General features: G+C 71.8%; 16 protein-coding genes. 9 read left to right on the top strand and 7 right to left on the bottom strand.

Features of this window, described 5'->3' with window-relative positions; genetic code table 11:
• Positions 1-48: 48 nt before the first annotated feature.
• The 8 genes from C464_RS06820 to C464_RS06785 all read left to right on the top strand — a co-directional run bounded on the left by C464_RS06820 (position 49) and on the right by C464_RS06785 (position 7,996).
• Positions 49-699, top strand: coding sequence for a DUF655 domain-containing protein (locus C464_RS06820; RefSeq protein ID WP_006112897.1), 651 nt, complete (start codon positions 49-51; stop codon positions 697-699).
• 103 nt (positions 700-802) lie between these two features.
• Complete coding sequence (locus C464_RS06815; protein ID WP_006112896.1) at positions 803-1,702, top strand: 16S ribosomal RNA methyltransferase A; 900 nt, start codon at positions 803-805, stop codon at positions 1,700-1,702.
• Between the two features lie 2 nt (positions 1,703-1,704).
• Positions 1,705-2,904: a mechanosensitive ion channel family protein gene (locus C464_RS06810; protein WP_049910937.1), complete on the top strand. Its 1,200-nt coding sequence runs from the start codon at positions 1,705-1,707 to the stop codon at positions 2,902-2,904.
• Positions 2,901-3,494, top strand: a complete 594-nt coding sequence (locus C464_RS06805; protein WP_006112894.1) for a HemK2/MTQ2 family protein methyltransferase — start codon at positions 2,901-2,903, stop codon at positions 3,492-3,494. Before C464_RS06810 ends, C464_RS06805 begins: the two co-directional genes overlap by 4 nt.
• 81 nt (positions 3,495-3,575) lie before the next feature.
• A complete protein-coding gene (locus tag C464_RS06800) occupies positions 3,576-4,592 on the top strand; it encodes a hypothetical protein (RefSeq protein WP_006112893.1) in 1,017 nt (338 codons plus the stop codon).
• On the top strand, positions 4,592-5,665 hold the full coding sequence (locus C464_RS06795) for a methionine synthase (RefSeq protein ID WP_006112892.1): 1,074 nt from the start codon (positions 4,592-4,594) through the stop codon (positions 5,663-5,665). The genes C464_RS06800 and C464_RS06795 overlap by 1 nt, the downstream gene beginning before the upstream one ends.
• Positions 5,666-5,982: 317 nt before the next feature.
• A complete protein-coding gene (locus tag C464_RS06790; RefSeq protein ID WP_006112891.1) occupies positions 5,983-7,188 on the top strand; it encodes a DUF4352 domain-containing protein in 1,206 nt (401 codons plus the stop codon).
• A 58-nt stretch (positions 7,189-7,246) separates the two neighbouring features.
• Entirely contained in the window at positions 7,247-7,996 is a 750-nt protein-coding gene (locus C464_RS06785; protein WP_006112890.1) for a sugar phosphate isomerase/epimerase family protein, read from the top strand.
• 7 nt (positions 7,997-8,003) lie between these two features.
• Here the strand turns inward: C464_RS06785 and C464_RS06780 are convergent, their stop codons facing one another.
• The 3 genes from C464_RS06780 to C464_RS06770 form a co-directional block, all read right to left on the bottom strand.
• Positions 8,004-8,813 carry a DUF7547 family protein gene (locus C464_RS06780; protein ID WP_006112889.1) on the bottom strand — a complete coding sequence of 270 codons (810 nt, stop codon included), beginning with the start codon at positions 8,811-8,813 and terminating at the stop codon, positions 8,004-8,006.
• Between the two features lie 87 nt (positions 8,814-8,900).
• Positions 8,901-10,154: a GNAT family N-acetyltransferase gene (locus C464_RS06775; RefSeq protein ID WP_006112888.1), complete on the bottom strand. Its 1,254-nt coding sequence runs from the start codon at positions 10,152-10,154 to the stop codon at positions 8,901-8,903.
• Positions 10,155-10,246: 92 nt separating this feature from the next.
• The gene (locus C464_RS06770) at positions 10,247-11,362 is read right to left on the bottom strand and encodes an NADH:flavin oxidoreductase/NADH oxidase (RefSeq protein WP_006112887.1); all 1,116 of its coding nucleotides are present in this window, start codon (positions 11,360-11,362) and stop codon (positions 10,247-10,249) included.
• Between the two features lie 113 nt (positions 11,363-11,475).
• On the opposite strand from C464_RS06770, the gene C464_RS19180 reads away from it, so the two are divergent.
• Entirely contained in the window at positions 11,476-11,637 is a 162-nt protein-coding gene (locus C464_RS19180) for a DUF7331 family protein (RefSeq protein ID WP_006112886.1), read from the top strand.
• A 59-nt stretch (positions 11,638-11,696) separates the two neighbouring features.
• Here the strand turns inward: C464_RS19180 and C464_RS06765 are convergent, their stop codons facing one another.
• From C464_RS06765 to C464_RS06750, 4 genes are all read right to left on the bottom strand, one after another.
• Complete coding sequence (locus C464_RS06765; RefSeq protein WP_006112885.1) at positions 11,697-12,269, bottom strand: response regulator; 573 nt, start codon at positions 12,267-12,269, stop codon at positions 11,697-11,699.
• 292 nt (positions 12,270-12,561) lie between these two features.
• Positions 12,562-13,839: an aminotransferase class V-fold PLP-dependent enzyme gene (locus C464_RS06760; protein ID WP_006112884.1), complete on the bottom strand. Its 1,278-nt coding sequence runs from the start codon at positions 13,837-13,839 to the stop codon at positions 12,562-12,564.
• A 137-nt stretch (positions 13,840-13,976) separates the two neighbouring features.
• Entirely contained in the window at positions 13,977-14,315 is a 339-nt protein-coding gene (locus tag C464_RS06755; protein ID WP_006112883.1) for a cupin domain-containing protein, read from the bottom strand.
• 95 nt (positions 14,316-14,410) lie between these two features.
• Complete coding sequence (locus C464_RS06750) at positions 14,411-16,102, bottom strand: YcaO-like family protein (RefSeq protein WP_006112882.1); 1,692 nt, start codon at positions 16,100-16,102, stop codon at positions 14,411-14,413.
• Positions 16,103-16,131 lie beyond the last annotated feature (29 nt).

The following is a 16,131-nucleotide window of genomic DNA, read 5'->3' as shown; positions in this document are numbered from 1 at the left end:
CTCGGGCTCGCCAGCGGTTTTTTCACCGCTCGGAGCGTTAAACGATACATGAACCACGCCGACGGCGGCGGGACGCCGGAGGACGATCGAACGGGCGGCGACGCCGCCGCGGACGCCGGGGAGACGCCGGACGAAGACGCGGGCGGCGACGGCGACGACGGGCCGACCGCCGTCCTGCTCGACGTGTTGGTCAACGGCCGTCCGGACGACGACCGCCCGCAGTCCCGCAAGTCGCCGGTGGCGTACGGGCTCGGTGCCGACTCGTTCGCGCTGTACGAACTGATGCTCGCCGACGGCGCGGACGTCTCGGTCGGCGACCGGATCGGGCTGGACGGCCCCGACGTCGGGCGATACAAGGAGGTGGCCTTCGACGACCTCACCCGGAACGCGGCCGCGGAGATCGAGTACGCGGCCGAGGCGATCGTCGAGGCCGACGAGGGGCGGTTCGTCGACTTCTACAACGAGGCTGGACCGATCACCCTCCGGCTCCACCAGCTGAACCTGCTGCCGGGGATCGGCAAGAAGCTGCGGAACGACCTGCTGGACGAGCGGAAGCGCGGCCCGTTCGAGAGCTTCGAGGACGTCGAGGAGCGCATCGCCGGCCTCCACCGGCCCCGAGAGGTGATCCTCGAACGGATCGTCGAGGAGGTCCGCGAGTCCGACCTGAAATACCGGACGTTCGTCGGCCGCGAGGACTGACCGACTGCGGGCTCGCGCCCCTCGCGAGCGGAGACACGACCGGGGAGCCGCCGCGACGCCCCCGAAACGAGACTTTTACCCGAACACCGCGCGTATCTCGGCCATGACCGACTCACCGACGGGTGAAGCCGCCGGCTACGGGAGCCGCGACCCCGACGCGCTCGCGCGGCGGGCCGGCGCGCGGGCGGACCCCGACCGCGACCAGCACTTCCTCGTCGACGACCGGGTCCTCGACCGGATCCCCGGCTACCTCCCGGCCGACGCCGACGGGAGCCACCTCCTCGAGATCGGCGGCGGCGCGGGCGCGCTCACGGACCGCCTGCTGGCGGCGGCGACGGCCGACTCGGCCGCGGACCCCGGCCGCGTCACCGTGATCGAGCGCGACGGGACCTTCGCCGACTTCCTCCGCGAGGAGTTCGCCGCCGCGGTCGACGGCGGCCTCCTCGACGTGGTCGAGCGCGACGCGCTCGACGTCGACCTCCCCCCGTTCTCGGCCTGCGTCGCCAACCTCCCGTACGGCGTCTCCTCGGAGATCGCCTTCCGCCTGCTCCCCGAGAAGAAGCCGCTCGTGTTGATGTTCCAGGCCGAGTTCGCCGACCGGATGGTCGCGTCGGCGGGCGAGTCCGAGTACGGCCGCCTCTCGGTGTCGGCGCAGCACTACGCCGACGTGGAGGTCGTCGAGCGCGTCCCCAAGGAGGCGTTCGACCCGCAGCCGGCCGTCGAGAGCGCCGTCGTCCGCTGTACGCCGCGGGACCCCGACTACGTCGTCGGCGACGAGGCGTTCTTCCTCCGGTTCGTGAAGGCGCTGTTCACCCAGCGGCGAAAGACGGTGCGGAACGCGGTGCGGAACACGGCGCACATCTCCGGGCTCGACGAGCCGGAGGCCGTCGTCGACGCGGCCGACGAGGAGCTGCTGAGCAGTCGGCCGGGCACGCTGGACCCGGCGGCGTTCGCCGCGCTGGCGGAGTTGGCCCGCGAGCACGGCTCCCCCACGGAGGCGTGACGATGACCGGGTGGATCGGGCTGCTGGCGGATTTTCAGCGCGCGCTCGCGGGCAACTTCGGGCGGTTCGCCGCTTCGGTGGGTATCGTCGCGGGCGTCGTCGCGGTCCGGCTGCTCACCCGGTGGCTGAAGCGCGGCGACCGCGACCTCAGCTCCACGCAGCGGCTCCTGTTGTCGACCGCGGTCGGCGTCGCCACCGCCGCGGGAGCGATCGCGCTGATCGCGGTGTGGGACCAGAGCGGCGCGCTCTTCGAGACCGCCCGGTCGGCGCTGACCGCGAACCAGCTGTCGAACGTCGTCCTCGGCGTGATCCTCCTGGCGATCGCGTACGCGCTCACGGACTTCCTCGGGGGCGTCATCCGCGAGATCGGCGGCGAGAGCGCGTCGATCTCCCAACACCAACAGGAGGTGATCCTCCGGATCACGCAGCTGACCGTCTACACGACCGCGCTGGTCGCGGTCGTCGGCCTGTTCACCGACAACGTCGGGGGCCTCCTCGTCGGCGCGGGGTTCCTCGGCATCGTGGTCGGGATGGCGGCCCGCCAGACGCTCGGCGCGATACTGGCCGGGTTCGTGCTGATGTTCTCCCGGCCGTTCGAGGTCGGCGACTGGGTCGAGGTCGGCGACCACGAGGGGACGGTGACGGAGATATCGATCATGAGCACGCGGCTGCGGTCGTTCGACGGCGAGGTGATCACGATGCCGAACGACGAGGTCCGCTCGGGGTCGATCGTCGACCGCTCGCGCCGGAATCGGCTCCGGATCGAAGTCGAGGTCGGCGTCGACTACGACACCGACGTCGAGCGCGCGGCCGCGGTCGTCGAGGCGGCCGCCGCGGGCGTCGAGGATGTCGCCGAGATGCCCGAGCCGAACGCCGTGACGAAGCGGTTCGGCGACTCGGCGGTCGTCCTCGGGCTCCGCTACTGGATCCGCAACCCGAGCATGCGGAAGCGCTGGCGGACCCAGACCGCCGCGATGAACGCGGTGAAGGGCGCGCTCGAAGCCGAGGGGATCGTCATCCCGTTCCCGCAGCAGACGCTCTCCGCTCGCGCGGAGGGGGCCTCCGGGCCGCAGTTGGACGCGTCGGTGGAGGGTCGCGCGGCGACGCGTCCCGGCTCCGCCGGCGCGGACGGTGACGCGGAACCGACGACCGGCGAGTCCGGCGGCGCGAGCGAGGGCGACGGAGGGGGGGCCGACCGATGACCGGCGACGCGAGCGAGGGCGACCTCGCGGCGCGCCGCGGCCTCGACGACGCCGTCGTCTACCAGCCGGCCGAGGACTCCGGCCTGCTCGCGGAGGCGGCGGTCGCGGAGGCGCACGGCCGCGTGCTGGAGGTGGGCACGGGGTCGGGGTGGGTCGCCGCGCGGGTGGCGACCGAGCGCGACCTCGACGTGGTCGGCAGCGACCTCAACCCGCACGCCGCGCGACAGGCGCGCGACCGCGGCGTCGAGGCCGCGGTCGCCGACCTCCTCTCGCCGTTCCGCGCGGACGCGTTCGACACGGTGTGTTTCAACCCGCCGTACCTGCCGACCGACCCCGAGAACGAGTGGGGCGACTGGATGGAACGCGCGCTCTCGGGCGGCGAGTCCGGGCGGGAGCTCATCGAGCCGTTCCTCGCGGACGTGGGCCGCGTCCTCGCGCCCGACGGGGTCGTCCTCCTGCTCGTCTCCTCGCTCACCGGGTACGACGAGGTCCTCGCCCTGATCGAGGAGGCCGGTTTCGCGGCCGACCCGGTCGTCGAGGAGTCGTTCCCCTTCGAGACGCTCACGGTGCTGGCGCTGCGCCGGGCGTAGCGAGGTCCCACGGCGTCGGATTACCACAGGACATAACAGACATTAGCAAATATTATACGACGGTATATCCAACAATCGGTGATGACCGAACGTGTCGCGGCGACGCCGGGGCTGTATCCGCTCCCGGACCGGGCGAAAGAGACGCTCTCGGACCTGAAGGGGCACCAGAAGGGGGACCTCCTGAGCGGCGATGAGAGCGAGGCGATCGTGGTGGAGTACGACGAGGTACGCGCCGAGTACGTCGACGACCAGCTGGACGCCGGCCTCGACCTGATCAGCGAGGGCCAGGGCCGCTGGGACGACGTGATCGCGCACCCGCTGACCGTCAGCGACGCCGTCGAGACCGGCGGCATCGTCCGGTACTACGACAACAACAACTTCTACCGCGACCCACGGGTCGTCGACGACCTCGACTTCTCGGGTGACGTGGCCGGCGAACTGGCGAAGGCCGCGGACCTGCTCGCCGACGCCGACGAGGCCGACGACGCGTCGCTCGCGGCGACGCTCCCCGGGCCGTACTCGCTCGCGGACCTCGCGACGGACGAGCGCTACGGCGACGCGGCCGAGTTCCAGGCCGCCATCGCCGAGTTCCTCGCGGGCGAGGTCGAGGCGTTCCCCGAACACGAGACGCTGTTCCTCCTCGAACCGTCGCTCGTCACGAACCCGCCCGCCGAGGGCGACGAGTCGACCGCGACCGACGCGATATCGACTGTCGCCGACGCCACCGACGCCGACGTGGTCGTCCAGACGTTCTACGGCGCGCTCGGCGAGAAGCTGTACGCGCACCTCGTCGACGAGGCGGGGGCGGACGCGCTCGGCCTCGACCTGGTCGCCGGCGACCGCGACGACACCGTCTACAACGTCCAGGAGTTCGGCTCCACGGACTCGCTGTCGCTCGGGCTCGTCGACGGACAGAACACGCTCGTCGAGGAGCCGGAGACGATCGCGGAGCGCGTCGAGTGGTTCGAGTCGCAGATCCCGCTGGAGGGGTTCGACCGGACATACCTCACGCCGAACACCGAGCTGTTCTACCTGCCGACGAACAAGTACCGCGAGAAGCTGAACGCGCTCGCCGCCGCCGCGGAGGTGCTCGACTGATGGTCCGAAACCCCGAAGCCAACCGCGACCAGTTCCGCCCGACCGATCACCCGAACGACGCGTTCCTGCTGACGACCGTCGTCGGCTCGTACCCGAAGCCGAAGTGGCTCAACCGCGCCGACGAGCTCGTCGACGACCCCGACTCGAAGTTCGACGCGGCCGACCTCGAGGAGGCGCACGACGACGCCTGCCGGCTCATCACCCACGAACACGAGCGCGCCGGCCTCGACACGGTCGTCGACGGCGAGATGCGCCGCAGCGAGATGGTGGAGTTCTTCGCCGACCGCATCGACGGCTACGAGTTCAACGGGCCGGTGAAAGTGTGGGGCCACAACTACTTCGACAAGCCGAGCGTGGTCGAGGAGGTCGAGTACGACGAGCCGTGGCTCGTCGACGAGTTCGAGTTCACCTCGAACGCCGCCGAGCGCCCGGTGAAGGTCCCGATCACGGGCCCGTACACGCTCGGCTTCTGGGCGTTCAACGAGGCGTACCCCTCCACCGAGGAGCTGGTGTACGACCTCGCGGACCTCGTCAACGAGGAGGTCGAGAAGCTGGTCGAGGCGGGCGCGCGCTACATCCAGATCGACGAGCCCGCGCTGGCGACGACGCCGGAGGACCACGCCATCGTCGGCGAGGCGCTCGAACGCATCGTCTCGGGGATCGACGAGGACGTCCGGATCGGCCTCCACGTCTGTTACGGCGACTACTCCCGGATCTACCCCGAGATCAACGACTACCCGATCGACGAGTTCGACGTGGAGCTGTGTAACGGCGACTTCGAGCAGATCCCGACGTTCACCGACCCCGAGTTCGAGCCCGACCTCGCGCTCGGCGTCGTCGACGCCCACACCGCCGAGGTCGAGCCGGTCGAGGAGATCAAAGCGAACATCCGGCAGGGGCTCCGCGTCGTGCCGCCGGAGAAGCTCACGATCTCGCCCGACTGCGGCCTGAAGCTGCTCCCGCGCGAGGTCGCGTACGGCAAGACCGAGAACATGGTGACCGCCGTCCGCGAGGTCGAGGCGGCGATCGACTCCGGCGCGATCGACCTCGACGACCCGCTCGCGGACGACTGAGCCCGAGCCGTCGAACTCGGTCTGCGCACCTCGCGCCGCGCCGGCCGCTCGTTTCTCCCTACGTGTCCGCGACGAGCACCCCGTCGGCGACCGGCCCTCCCGTCGCCCGGACGCGAGCGCGCGTCGGGTATACGAACTACCGAGCGCGGTCGGTCGCATCGACGCCCAAACCCCCCGCCCGATGAACTCGGGCGTGCCGCCCGATCCGTCGGTCCGGTACTGTCTCCGATAGCTCGATCCAAATGCTTATAAACAAACTTATCAAGAATAATATGATAGTTGGAAGAAGACATTTCGTCGCTGCGGCGGGCGCAAGTGTGCTCGCTTCGACCGCCGGATGTAGCGGAGACGACACGTCTGGAGAAGCGGCCGAGCCCGACATCGAAACGACGGACGGTCCGGCCGAGTTCGCGGTGTACGACGTCAGTTGGAGCGACGGCACCGACGTTGCGGTCGACACGGGTGCCACCCTCGATATCGTCATCGGAAACCGCGGCGGCGAGCCGGGCGAACTGGAGTTTCAGGCGGTAATCGAGAGCCTAGAAAGCGAAGCCGCGCCGCCCGTTCGGGCCGAAACCTCCACGATCGAAGAGCCGATCGGAAGCGGTGACACCGTCACGGTGACGACCGAGACCCTCGACTTCGGATACGCCGGTCGGTACGAGGTCACCGGTGCGGACGGGTCCGACGACCGGATCCCGACGGCCGACACCGCGGACGGGGACACCGAGATCGACATCCTTCCCCGACGTGCGTCAGGGGAAGAGACACAGCAGTTAGGGAACGAACTCCGGCTCACCGTCGAGGAGGTCACATTCGAGCAACACCTCCACTACACCACCGTCCGCACCGGCTTCTTCAGCAGCGACGAACGGGTCGGAGTCCACAGCGCACTGAACGACCAGACCTTGGCCCTCGTCCACGCGACGGTCGAAAACGCCGGAAACAACGGAACAACACTCGACGGCGGGAAATTCACGTTCGCCGGCGAGAGGCCGCTACGGGACCTCGGCGGCTCGTCGCTCGACAGCGTCCGCGACGTCGACGGCTCTCCCCTCGACGGCGCGTCGGTAAACCCCGGGAGCTCGGTCAGCGGATGGCTCCTGTTCAACGTCCCTCGCGACGCCCTCGACGACGCGTCCCTCGCGTTCCACCGCGACTCCACCGCCGCACCCGCAGATGTCATCTGGGACGTCGCGCTCGGCGAGGTCGATCTCCCCGCCTTCGAGCTCGTGGATATGGACGTTCCCTCCGAGCGCGCGGAGGGGACGCAGGAGTTCGAGTTCACCATCCGCAACGCGGGCGACGGCGTCGGCACCTTCCGCGGTGAGATCGAGTGGCGCGAGGGTACGAGCGGGGAGTGGGACGGACTACTCGAGGGGAACGCGCAGCTCTCCGCCCGCGTGCCCGCCGGGTCGGAGACCACCGTCACGACCGGGAGCGACAACGACGAGCTCTACAACACGTACGAGTACCGACTCAACCCGTTCGGTGCGACGTTCGTCATCAAGGCGAGCGAGTAGACGGCCCCACCCGGCTCGGCGACCAGCATTTATACACCCCGCCGACCCCAGAGCCGACATGGACATCGGCGTGACCGTCGGCGACGACCTCGACCGCCTCGCGACGTCGCCGGCGCGGTTCGACTTCTGTGAACTCGGCGTCGGCGAGCCGACGCTCGTCCCCGGAGAGATCGATCCCGGCCGCCTGACCGACGCGCTCGCCGGTCGGGACCTGCTCGTTCACCTCCCGTACAGCCAGCGGCTGGCCAGCTACGTCCCCGAGGTGAACGACGCCATCGTCGGCTACCAGCGCCGCCTCTTGAGCGCGGCCGGCGACCTCGGCGCGGAGAAGGCGGTCCTCCACGCCACCTCCGCCGACCGCGACGACGTCGACTTCCGGGAGACCGCCGCCGACCAGCTCCGCCAGGTCGCGGACGCGGGCCGCGAGGCGGGCGTCGAGGTCGTCGTCGAGAACGTCGGGCACCAGCACGCGGGGCTCCAGCTCTCCGTCCTCGGCGACCTCGCGCGCGAGACCGGCACCCCGGTCTGCTTCGACGTGGGCCACGCGTACATGGAGGGCGGCAACAAGGCGATACGGCGGTTCCTCCGGAGCCACGGCGACCGGGTCTCGCACCTCCACTGCCACGACGTGCGCCGCCGGGGCGACACGCACCTCCCGGTCGGGGCCGGCGAGGTCGACTACGGGGTCGTGGCGTCCGAACTCGACGGCTTCGACGGGACGGTCGCTCTGGAGGTGTTCACCGACGACGAGTCGCTGCTCGTCGACTCGGCCGAGCGCGTCGCCGACCGGCTCGGCGTCGCCTTTTAATAGTCGTTCAGGCCGACCGGTCGTCCGCGTTCGCGTCGCCCGCGTCGTCCGCGTCGCCGTCACCCGTGTCGTCCGCTTCGGACGCGTCTCCGGCCGCGTCGGCCGCGTTGGTCTCGTCGCCGTCGATCTGTCGCTTTATCGACTCCAGCTCGGACTCGACGTCGACCTCCGGGGGGTCGTCGGCCGCGTCGTCGCCGGCATCGTCTTGCCCGTCCGCGTCGTCCTCGCCCGGCTCCGTCACGTCGATCCGGACGGGACTCGCCCCCTCGTCGCGCTCGGACCGCCTCTCGTCGTCTTCAGGACGCCGCGCGTCGCGGTCGCCGCCCGGTCGTCGGTCGCGCGCCGCGTCCGCCTCCCGTCGCCCCTCGTCGATGCGGGACTCGATCTCCGCGGTGAGGTCGCGCGCGTCGGCGATGATCGACCGTGAGGCGGCCTCCTCCGGGAGGTCGGCCTCAGAGAGCGCGGTCCGGAGCTCCGAGAGCGACCGCGAGAGCCCGGCGGTCGCCCCGTCGCGCACGTCCGCGAGGCGGTCGCCCGCCCCCTCGGTCCCCTCGGCGACGCTCCGGCCGGGGTCCGCGAGCCGGAGCGTCCCCCGTAACAGTTCGAGCGACTTGATCGTCGTCTCCAGCAGCGCGATGATCGTCGGGATGGTGTACTGCTCGGTGAACCGCACGAGCTCCGAGAGCCGCGGCGGTCGCGGGGGGCCGCGACGGTCGCGCTCGCTCTCTCGGAGGTCGGTCCGGAGCTCGCCGAGCACGTCCTCGAGCTCGTCGAGCCGCTCCTCGAGGTCGTCGTCGCGTCGGTTGCGGGAACTCATACCGCTCGCTACGGCGCGCGCAGATAAAAAGCCCGGCAGGGCTCGCGCCCGCCTCCGGCCGGCCCGGACCGGCCGCACCGTCGCCGGTCAGAAGCCCTCGCGCAGGAACGTCCGTCGCGGCGGAAAGAGCGCGGCGAGGTCGGCCGCGAGGTCCTCCCCGGGACCGCCGTCGACGTCCAGCGCGGCGTGCGCCCGGAGGTCGTCGACGTCGCGGTACCCGGCGTACAGCTGCGAGAGCGGGCCGATCTCGGCGGTCACGTCCGCGTCGCCGTCGACCCCTCCGGAGTCGTTCCCGCCGCCGACCCGCTCGGCCGCGACCTCGCCGTCCGCGACGGTCACCCGGACCAGTCGGTCGTGCCAGTCGACGAGCGGGTCGTCGACCGCGAGCGTGAACGCGGCGTCGAGGTCCGGGTCGGGGGCCAGCTCTCGCAGCGCCGCCGGGACGTCGACGAGCCGGAACATGGGACCGGCGCGGACCTCCTCCGTCACCGCCCGCGGGTCGTCGACGCGGTCGAGGAGGCTCACGTCGGCGGGGAGGCGGAGCCGGACGCGCTCGACCTGCGAGTCGTGGTCCCGACAGAAGCGGAACACCTCGTCCCACGCGGCCGGGTCGGCGACGGCGGCGTCGGAGACGACCATCGCCTTCCCGTCGCCGTCGTCGCGCTCGGTGAACGTGTACGACAGCAGCGCGCGGAGGTCGCCGTCCCGGTCGAGGCCGTAGACGAACGGGTCCGTCTGCCACCCGCGGAGGGTGCGCTCGCGCCACCACGCCGCCGTCCGCGCCATCGTGAAGTCGTACCGGTCCGCGGTCGCGGCGAGGAGGTCGGCGGCCCGCTCGTGGTCGTCCGCGTCCAGCCGCCTGAACTCGCCCGCCTCGTCGCTTCCGTCGGCCGCGTCGGCCGCGAACGCCAGCTGTTCGGGGGGCGTCTTCGCCCACCGGTACCGGTTCACCGTCGCCCAGCCGTACCGACGGTAAAACGGGTGCTCGAAGGGCCACAGCACGGAGTACCGGACGCCGTCGCTCCGGTACTCGGTCAGCGACTCGCGGAGGAGCCGCTCGATGTGCCCCCGGCGTCGGTGTTCCGGCGGGGACGCGACGGCGGAGAGACCGGCGGCGTCGCGGTCCCGCCCGCGGATCCGGAGCGTGAAATCGTGGTGACCGCACACCGCGACCGGCTCCTCGCCGTCGAACAGCCCGCGGTACTCGGCGAGGTGTTCGCGGTCGTCGTCGTCGGCCTCCGGGTCGTACGGCCCCTGCTCGGGGGAGAAGGCGTACCGCATGAACGCGCTGAACTCGTCCTCGCGCTCCTCCGGGAACGGCCGGTAGTCGAGGTCGCCCATACGCCGTCGGCATCCGGGAGCCGCATAAGTGTTCTCGGTCTCTGCGTGAAGTTCTCACGCCACCGCCGGCCGCGACGGACCGCGCGGCCCGCTCAGTCGAAGCGGCCGCGACGGTACTGGACCGGCCACTCGACGTCCGCGTCGAGCTCGTGGGCGGCCTCCAGCGGCCAGTGCGGGTGCCGGAGCAGCTCGCGGCCCAGCGCCACGAGGTCCGCCCGCTCGTTCCGCACGAGCGCGTCGGCGTGGGTCGGCTCCGTGACCCCGCCGACCGCGGCGACGGGCACGTCGGTCCCCTCGCGGATCGCCTCTGCGTACGGCACCTGATAGCCGGGACCCGCGCTCGGGAGCTCTTGGTCTGGGTGGATGCCGCCGCCGGAGACGTCGATCAGGTCGGCCCCGGCGTCGGCGAGGCGGGGGGCCAGCCGCACCGAGTCGTCCACGTCCCACGAGTCGCGGTCCGGGAGCCAGTCGGTCGCCGAGATGCGGACGAAGATCGGCTTCCCGTCGGGCCAGACGTCGCGGACGGCCGCGACGACCTCGCGCAGGAGCCGCGTGCGGTTCTCGAAGCTCCCGCCGTACTCGTCGTCGCGGTCGTTGGCGACGGGCGAGAGGAACTGGTGGAGCAGGTAGCCGTGGGCCGCGTGGACCTCTGCGACCTCGAACCCGACGTTGCGTGCGCGCTCCGCGGCGGCCGCGAACGCGTCGACCACGTCCCCGACCTCGTCGGTGTCGAGCCGGCGGGGGGTCGCCGGCCGGCCGGATTCGCCTTCCCCGCCGCCGCGGTCGCCGCTCGGATACGGCTCGTCGGTCGCGGAGACGGTCTCCCACCCGTCCGGTTCGTCCGCCTGAATCGGGGCGCTGCCCTCGGCGGGCGGACGGTGCGAGGCTTTCCGACCGGCGTGGGCCAGCTGGATCCCCGGCGTCGCGCCCTGCGAACGGACGAACTCGACGATCGGTTCGATCGCTTCCGCGTGGTCGTCGGACCAGATCCCGAGGCAGTCCGGCGTGATCCGCCCGCGGGCCTCGACCGCGGTCGCCTCCGTCATCACGACCCCGGCCCCTCCGGCGGCGCGCGAGCCGAGGTGGACCCGGTGCCAGTCGGTCGCGAGGCCGTCCTCGGCGGAGTACTGGCACATCGGCGACAGCATCACGCGGTTTCGGAACTCGGTGTCGCGGAGCGTGAGCGGCGTGAACAGCGTGTCGGTCACGGCTCGGCGAACGACCGCAGCGAGGTAAGGCCCTCCGATCCCCCGCGCGGATCGCCGCCGATGGTTTAGGCCGACCGAAATCTATAACACCGCCGGTCCCCGAGCGGGGTGTAATGACAACGGGAGACCGGATCGAGCGGGACGCCGAGCCGGCGGCCGACGACCGACCGACCGTCGCCGCGACCCGCTGCTCGCAGGAGCGGACTGTCTTCGCAGAACAGGGCAACACCGACGCGTGGATCGCGACCGACCTCACGGTCGATCTGAAGCGGTAACAGACTCGGTCGGCGTTCGCGGCGTCGCGCTCTTTCCCCGCCGCCCGGCGACGCCGGCGTCACTCCTCCGAGCGCGGCGACGCCGGCGTCGTCGCGGCCGCCCGCCCCGCGTCGCCCCCGCGGTCGCGGCGCTCGTCGACGAGCGCGCGGATCCGGTCGAGGATCGCGTCGTACCGGCCGCGGTCGGCCCCCTTCTCGAAGTACGCGTCCGCGCCGGCCCCGAACGCCGCCGCCTCGCGCTCCTCGCCCGGACACGTGGTGTGGAAGACGACCGGCAGCCCGCCGCCCGCCTCGCGCAGCCGTTCGGTGAGGGCGAGTCCGTCGCGGTCGGGGAGCAGCTGTTCGGTCACGACGCAGTCGACCGCGACCCGCTCGCCGCCGACGTCGACCCCCGCTTCGAGCGCGTCGAGCGCGGCTCCCGCGCTCTCGACGGAGCGAACGCGGACGCGGTCGGTGTGTCGCGACGCGAACGCCTCCAAGAGCTCGGCGGAGCGCGCGTCCGGCTCGACTTGGAGAACGGCGATCGGGGCCTCGCGAGGCTTTACGGACCCGTCTGCGGTCGCGTCGGCCCCGTTCGGAGCCGCGTTCGCGTCTGCGCGCGTGTCGGTCGGCGGCGGTGTGTGATCGGTCATGCGGTTTGGAGCGGGCGACGGCTCGGCAGGGAGCAACTCACTACGGCGGTTGTAATTCTTCTTCGCACAATGGTTGCCGCGGGAAGGGAATAATAATTCCGCGATCACCGTTGTCACGCCCCTCAAACGCGATTATCCGGTGGTATTCAGGACTGATACCCGGACGCGACGGGCACTGAGACCGAGATGGAACGCTGCGGACGGCGCGCGGTTCGGCGCGGGCGACCGTAAGCGAAGTCGGACGCCGTCGGCGGGCGCACGGTCGGAGCCGACCGCCGCCGCCCGAGGGGTCTCAGGCGAACAGGTCGCGGGCCTCGCGGACCGCGTCGACGAGCGCGTCGACCTCCTCGACGGTGTTGTAGAAGTAGAAGGAGGCGCGCGCGGAGGCGGCGACGCCCATCTCCTCGTGGAGCGGCTGCGTACAGTGGTCGCCGGCGCGGATCGCGACGCCGTAGTCGTTGAGGATGCTGGAGAGGTCGTGGGCGTGGACGCCGTCGACGTTGAACGCGACGAGGCCGCCGCGGTCGTCGCCCGGCGGGCCGTAGATCTCGACGCCGCCGAGCGCCGCCAGCTCGTCGTAGGCGTACTCGGCCAGCAGGTCCTCGTGGGCCTCGATCCGGTCCATGCCGATCTCCTCGACGTACTCTATCGCGGCCGCGAGACCGATCCCCTGTGCGATCGAGGGCGTCCCGGCCTCGAACTTCCACGGCAGGTCCTCCCAGGTGGAGTCCTCGAAGGAGACCCGGCGGATCATGTCGCCGCCGTAGAGGTACGGGCTCATCTCGTCGAGGACCTCCTCGCGGCCGTAGAGGACGCCGATCCCGGTCGGCCCGCACATCTTGTGGCCGGAGAAGGCGAGGAAGTCGACGCCGAGGTCGCCGACGTCGACCGGGCGCGTCGGCACCGACTGCGCGCCGTCGGCGAAGACGTACGCGTCGTGATCGTGCGCCAAGTCGGCCAGCTCGCCGATCGGGTTGATCGTCCCGAGCGTGTTCGACACGTGGACGACCGACACCATCTCGGTGTCGTCGTCGATCAGCGTCGCCGCGTGGTCCATGTCCAGTCGCCCCCCGTCGGTGACGTCGATGAAGCGCACGTCGGCACCGGTCCGCTTACCGATCTGCTGCCAGGTGACGAGCGAGGCGTGGTGCTCCATCTCGGAGAGGACGACGTTGTCGCCGGGGCCGAGCTCCTCGAGCCCCCAGGCGTACGCGACGAGGTTCATCGCCTCCGTCGTGTTCTTGGTGAAGACGATCTCCTCGCGGCCCGCCGCGCCGACGAAGTCGGCGACCGCGTCGTGGGCCTCCTCGTAGGCGACGGAGGCCTCCTGACTCAGCTGGTGGATACCTCGGTGAACGTTCGCGTTGTAACTTCGGTAGTAGTCGGAGATGGCGTCGACGACCGGGTCGGGCGTGTGCGAGGTGGCCGCGTTGTCGAGGTAGACGAGCGGGGTGTCGTCGCCCTCGCCCTCGCCGGGCGTCTCCGGATCCCCGCCGACCTTTCGGTCGAGGATCGGGAAATCGGCCCGGAGCGCCTCCACGTCGAACGGGTACTGTCCTTGAACTCCCATTACCCGTTGTCGGGCCCCGAGCACTAACACACCTTCGGTCCGGTACGTCTTGCGGGTATCGCGGACGCGCCATATCGGCCGGTCCACGGCGGTTCGCGCCCCGAACCCGACTCGCCCCAACCGGCTCCCGCCCCCGCCTACTCCTGCCAGTCCGGGTTCGCCCGCGGCGGCGAGAAGATGTCGTAGCCGACGACGCGCTCGTCGCCGCGGTTCGCCGCGGCGTGGGGCTCGCCGCCGGGGATCACGTACGTGTCTCCGGCCTCGACCACGCGGTCCTCGCCGCCGACCGCGAACGTCAGCGTCCCGGCCGCGACCAGCCCGATCTGCTCGTGCGGGTGGTCGTGTTCGGGCACCGTCTCGCCCGGCTCGATCTCGAAGCGCTGGATGCTCACGTCCTCGCCGACGGCCCCCTGCGTGAGGAACACGCCGTCGACCGCCTCGACCGCCTCCACGTCCGCGTCGGGTACGACGTCCATACGGTCTCCCGCGACCCCGAGCCACCTAAATCCGCGGGCACGGGCAGCCGACGCCGAGGCCGGTCCTCGCCGCCGAGGTCACCGGCCGCGGGCCGTCACGGGAACGGGTGGTACGGGCGGTCGAGCGCGGGCTCGAACCCCATCGAGCGCGGTACGGTGCTCGCGCGCTCGCCGAAGAACGGGTCGCCGGTGAACAGCGGCTGCGCGCCCGGCACGAGCACCCGCACCGCCTCGAAGCCCAGCGCCGCGAGGTCGCGGGTGGTCACCCGGGCGACGTACGGGTCGAGCCCGACGCCCTCGACGCGGTCGACGACGGCCGCCAGCTCCTCGGTTCCCGACAGCGCCGGCTCTCCCAGTCCCTCGGCCGAGACGGTCGCGTCCGGGTCGAAGAACGCGGCCGTCTCCGCGGGCAGGTCGGCGTGGTGGCCGATCGCGGCCCCCTGCTCGTCGGCCGTCTCGCGCCCCATCGAGCGGAGCTCGGTCCAGTTCTGGAGCGCCTCGGCGAGCGCGCTCCGCGCCGCCGCGGTCGGGTCGAGGTCGGCCCCCGACCCCGCGGCGAACCGCGGCCAGTCGCCCTCGCGGCTGACGCCGACCGCGACGACGGGCACGTCCACGTCGGTCGTGACGAGCAGCGGCGTCACCGACAGCGACTCCGCCCGCGCCCGCTTCTCCAGTTCGGCGAACTCGGGGTCGCCGACGTCGAGCCCGAGCGGCTCCGTCGTGGAGTACCAGCCGGTCATCGTCGCGTCGCGCTCGATCGCCTCGTACAGTCCGGAGAGCGCGGCGTCCGGCCCGGAGCTCCCGAGCCCGAGCCCGGTCGTGATCGGCGGGCGGTACCGCCGCTCCGGCGGCGGGAAGCCGACGAACTCCGCCGGGAGGCTCGCCGGCTCGCCCGTGCCGAGGCGCTCGCCGCGGACCCACGGGAGCCGGTCGCCGCGGTCGTACGCCTCGGCGTCGTCGGGGCGGACGAACGCGTCCGGCGTGACCGGGTTCGGGACGTTCGCGGCCGGCGCGCGCGTGAACTCGGCCTCGCGGTAGACGCCCGCCGCGTACCGCTCTAACCCCTCGCCGAGCGCCTTCATGAACGCGGCGTCCCAGTCGGCGGCCGCGCCGCCGCCGAAGTCGGCCGCGTCCGCGTCGGAGAAGGGCGTCGTGTCCGCGACCCGCGCGACGTAGTACGGCACGGGGAACGACTCCTGCTCGCCGACCTCGCTCAGCGCGCCGATCCGGGGGTCGACGGCGCGCTCCGCCCGGTCGAGCGTCTCGTCGAGCCCGCGGTCGACGTGCTCGCGCGGCAGCGCGTCCCCGGGCTCGACGCCGCAGCCGCACCCCGGCGCGGGCAGGAGGTGCCGCTCGCCGCCGGGCACCTCGACGACGGTGTCCGCCACCGGGTCGCCGGCGAGCAGTCGGATCGTCCGGCGGCCGGCCACCGCGCCGGCGTAGCGTACGGCGGACCGGCGGCCGGCCGGCGCGTCGGCCGGCTCCGCCCCGCCGCTCTCGACGCGGGCGCGCAGGCAGTCGTAGCAGGCGTCGTCGAAGACCGTCACGGCGGCGTCGAGGTCGGCGAGGGGGACGGCGCCGAGCCCGCCGACCTCGACGGCGACCCACCGGTCGAGCAGTTCGTTCGCGGCCGCGAACGTCGACGAGCCGGCGGTGTCGACGACGACCGCGGCGTCGAACCCGTCGAGCAGGTCCGCCTCGACGGGCATCGCGTTCACGTCGACGTCGGCGAGCGCGGCCTCGACGGCCTCGACCGCGGGCCCGTCGCCGACAACTCCGATATCCATACCCGGTCGACGCGAGGCGGCGAAAAAAA

It is taken from the genome of Halorubrum coriense DSM 10284 (assembly GCF_000337035.1).
Classification (GTDB): Archaea; Halobacteriota; Halobacteria; order Halobacteriales; family Haloferacaceae; genus Halorubrum; species Halorubrum coriense.
The sequence above is the reverse complement of the archived record's forward strand: the minus strand, read 5'-3'. Positions and strand labels throughout refer to the sequence as shown.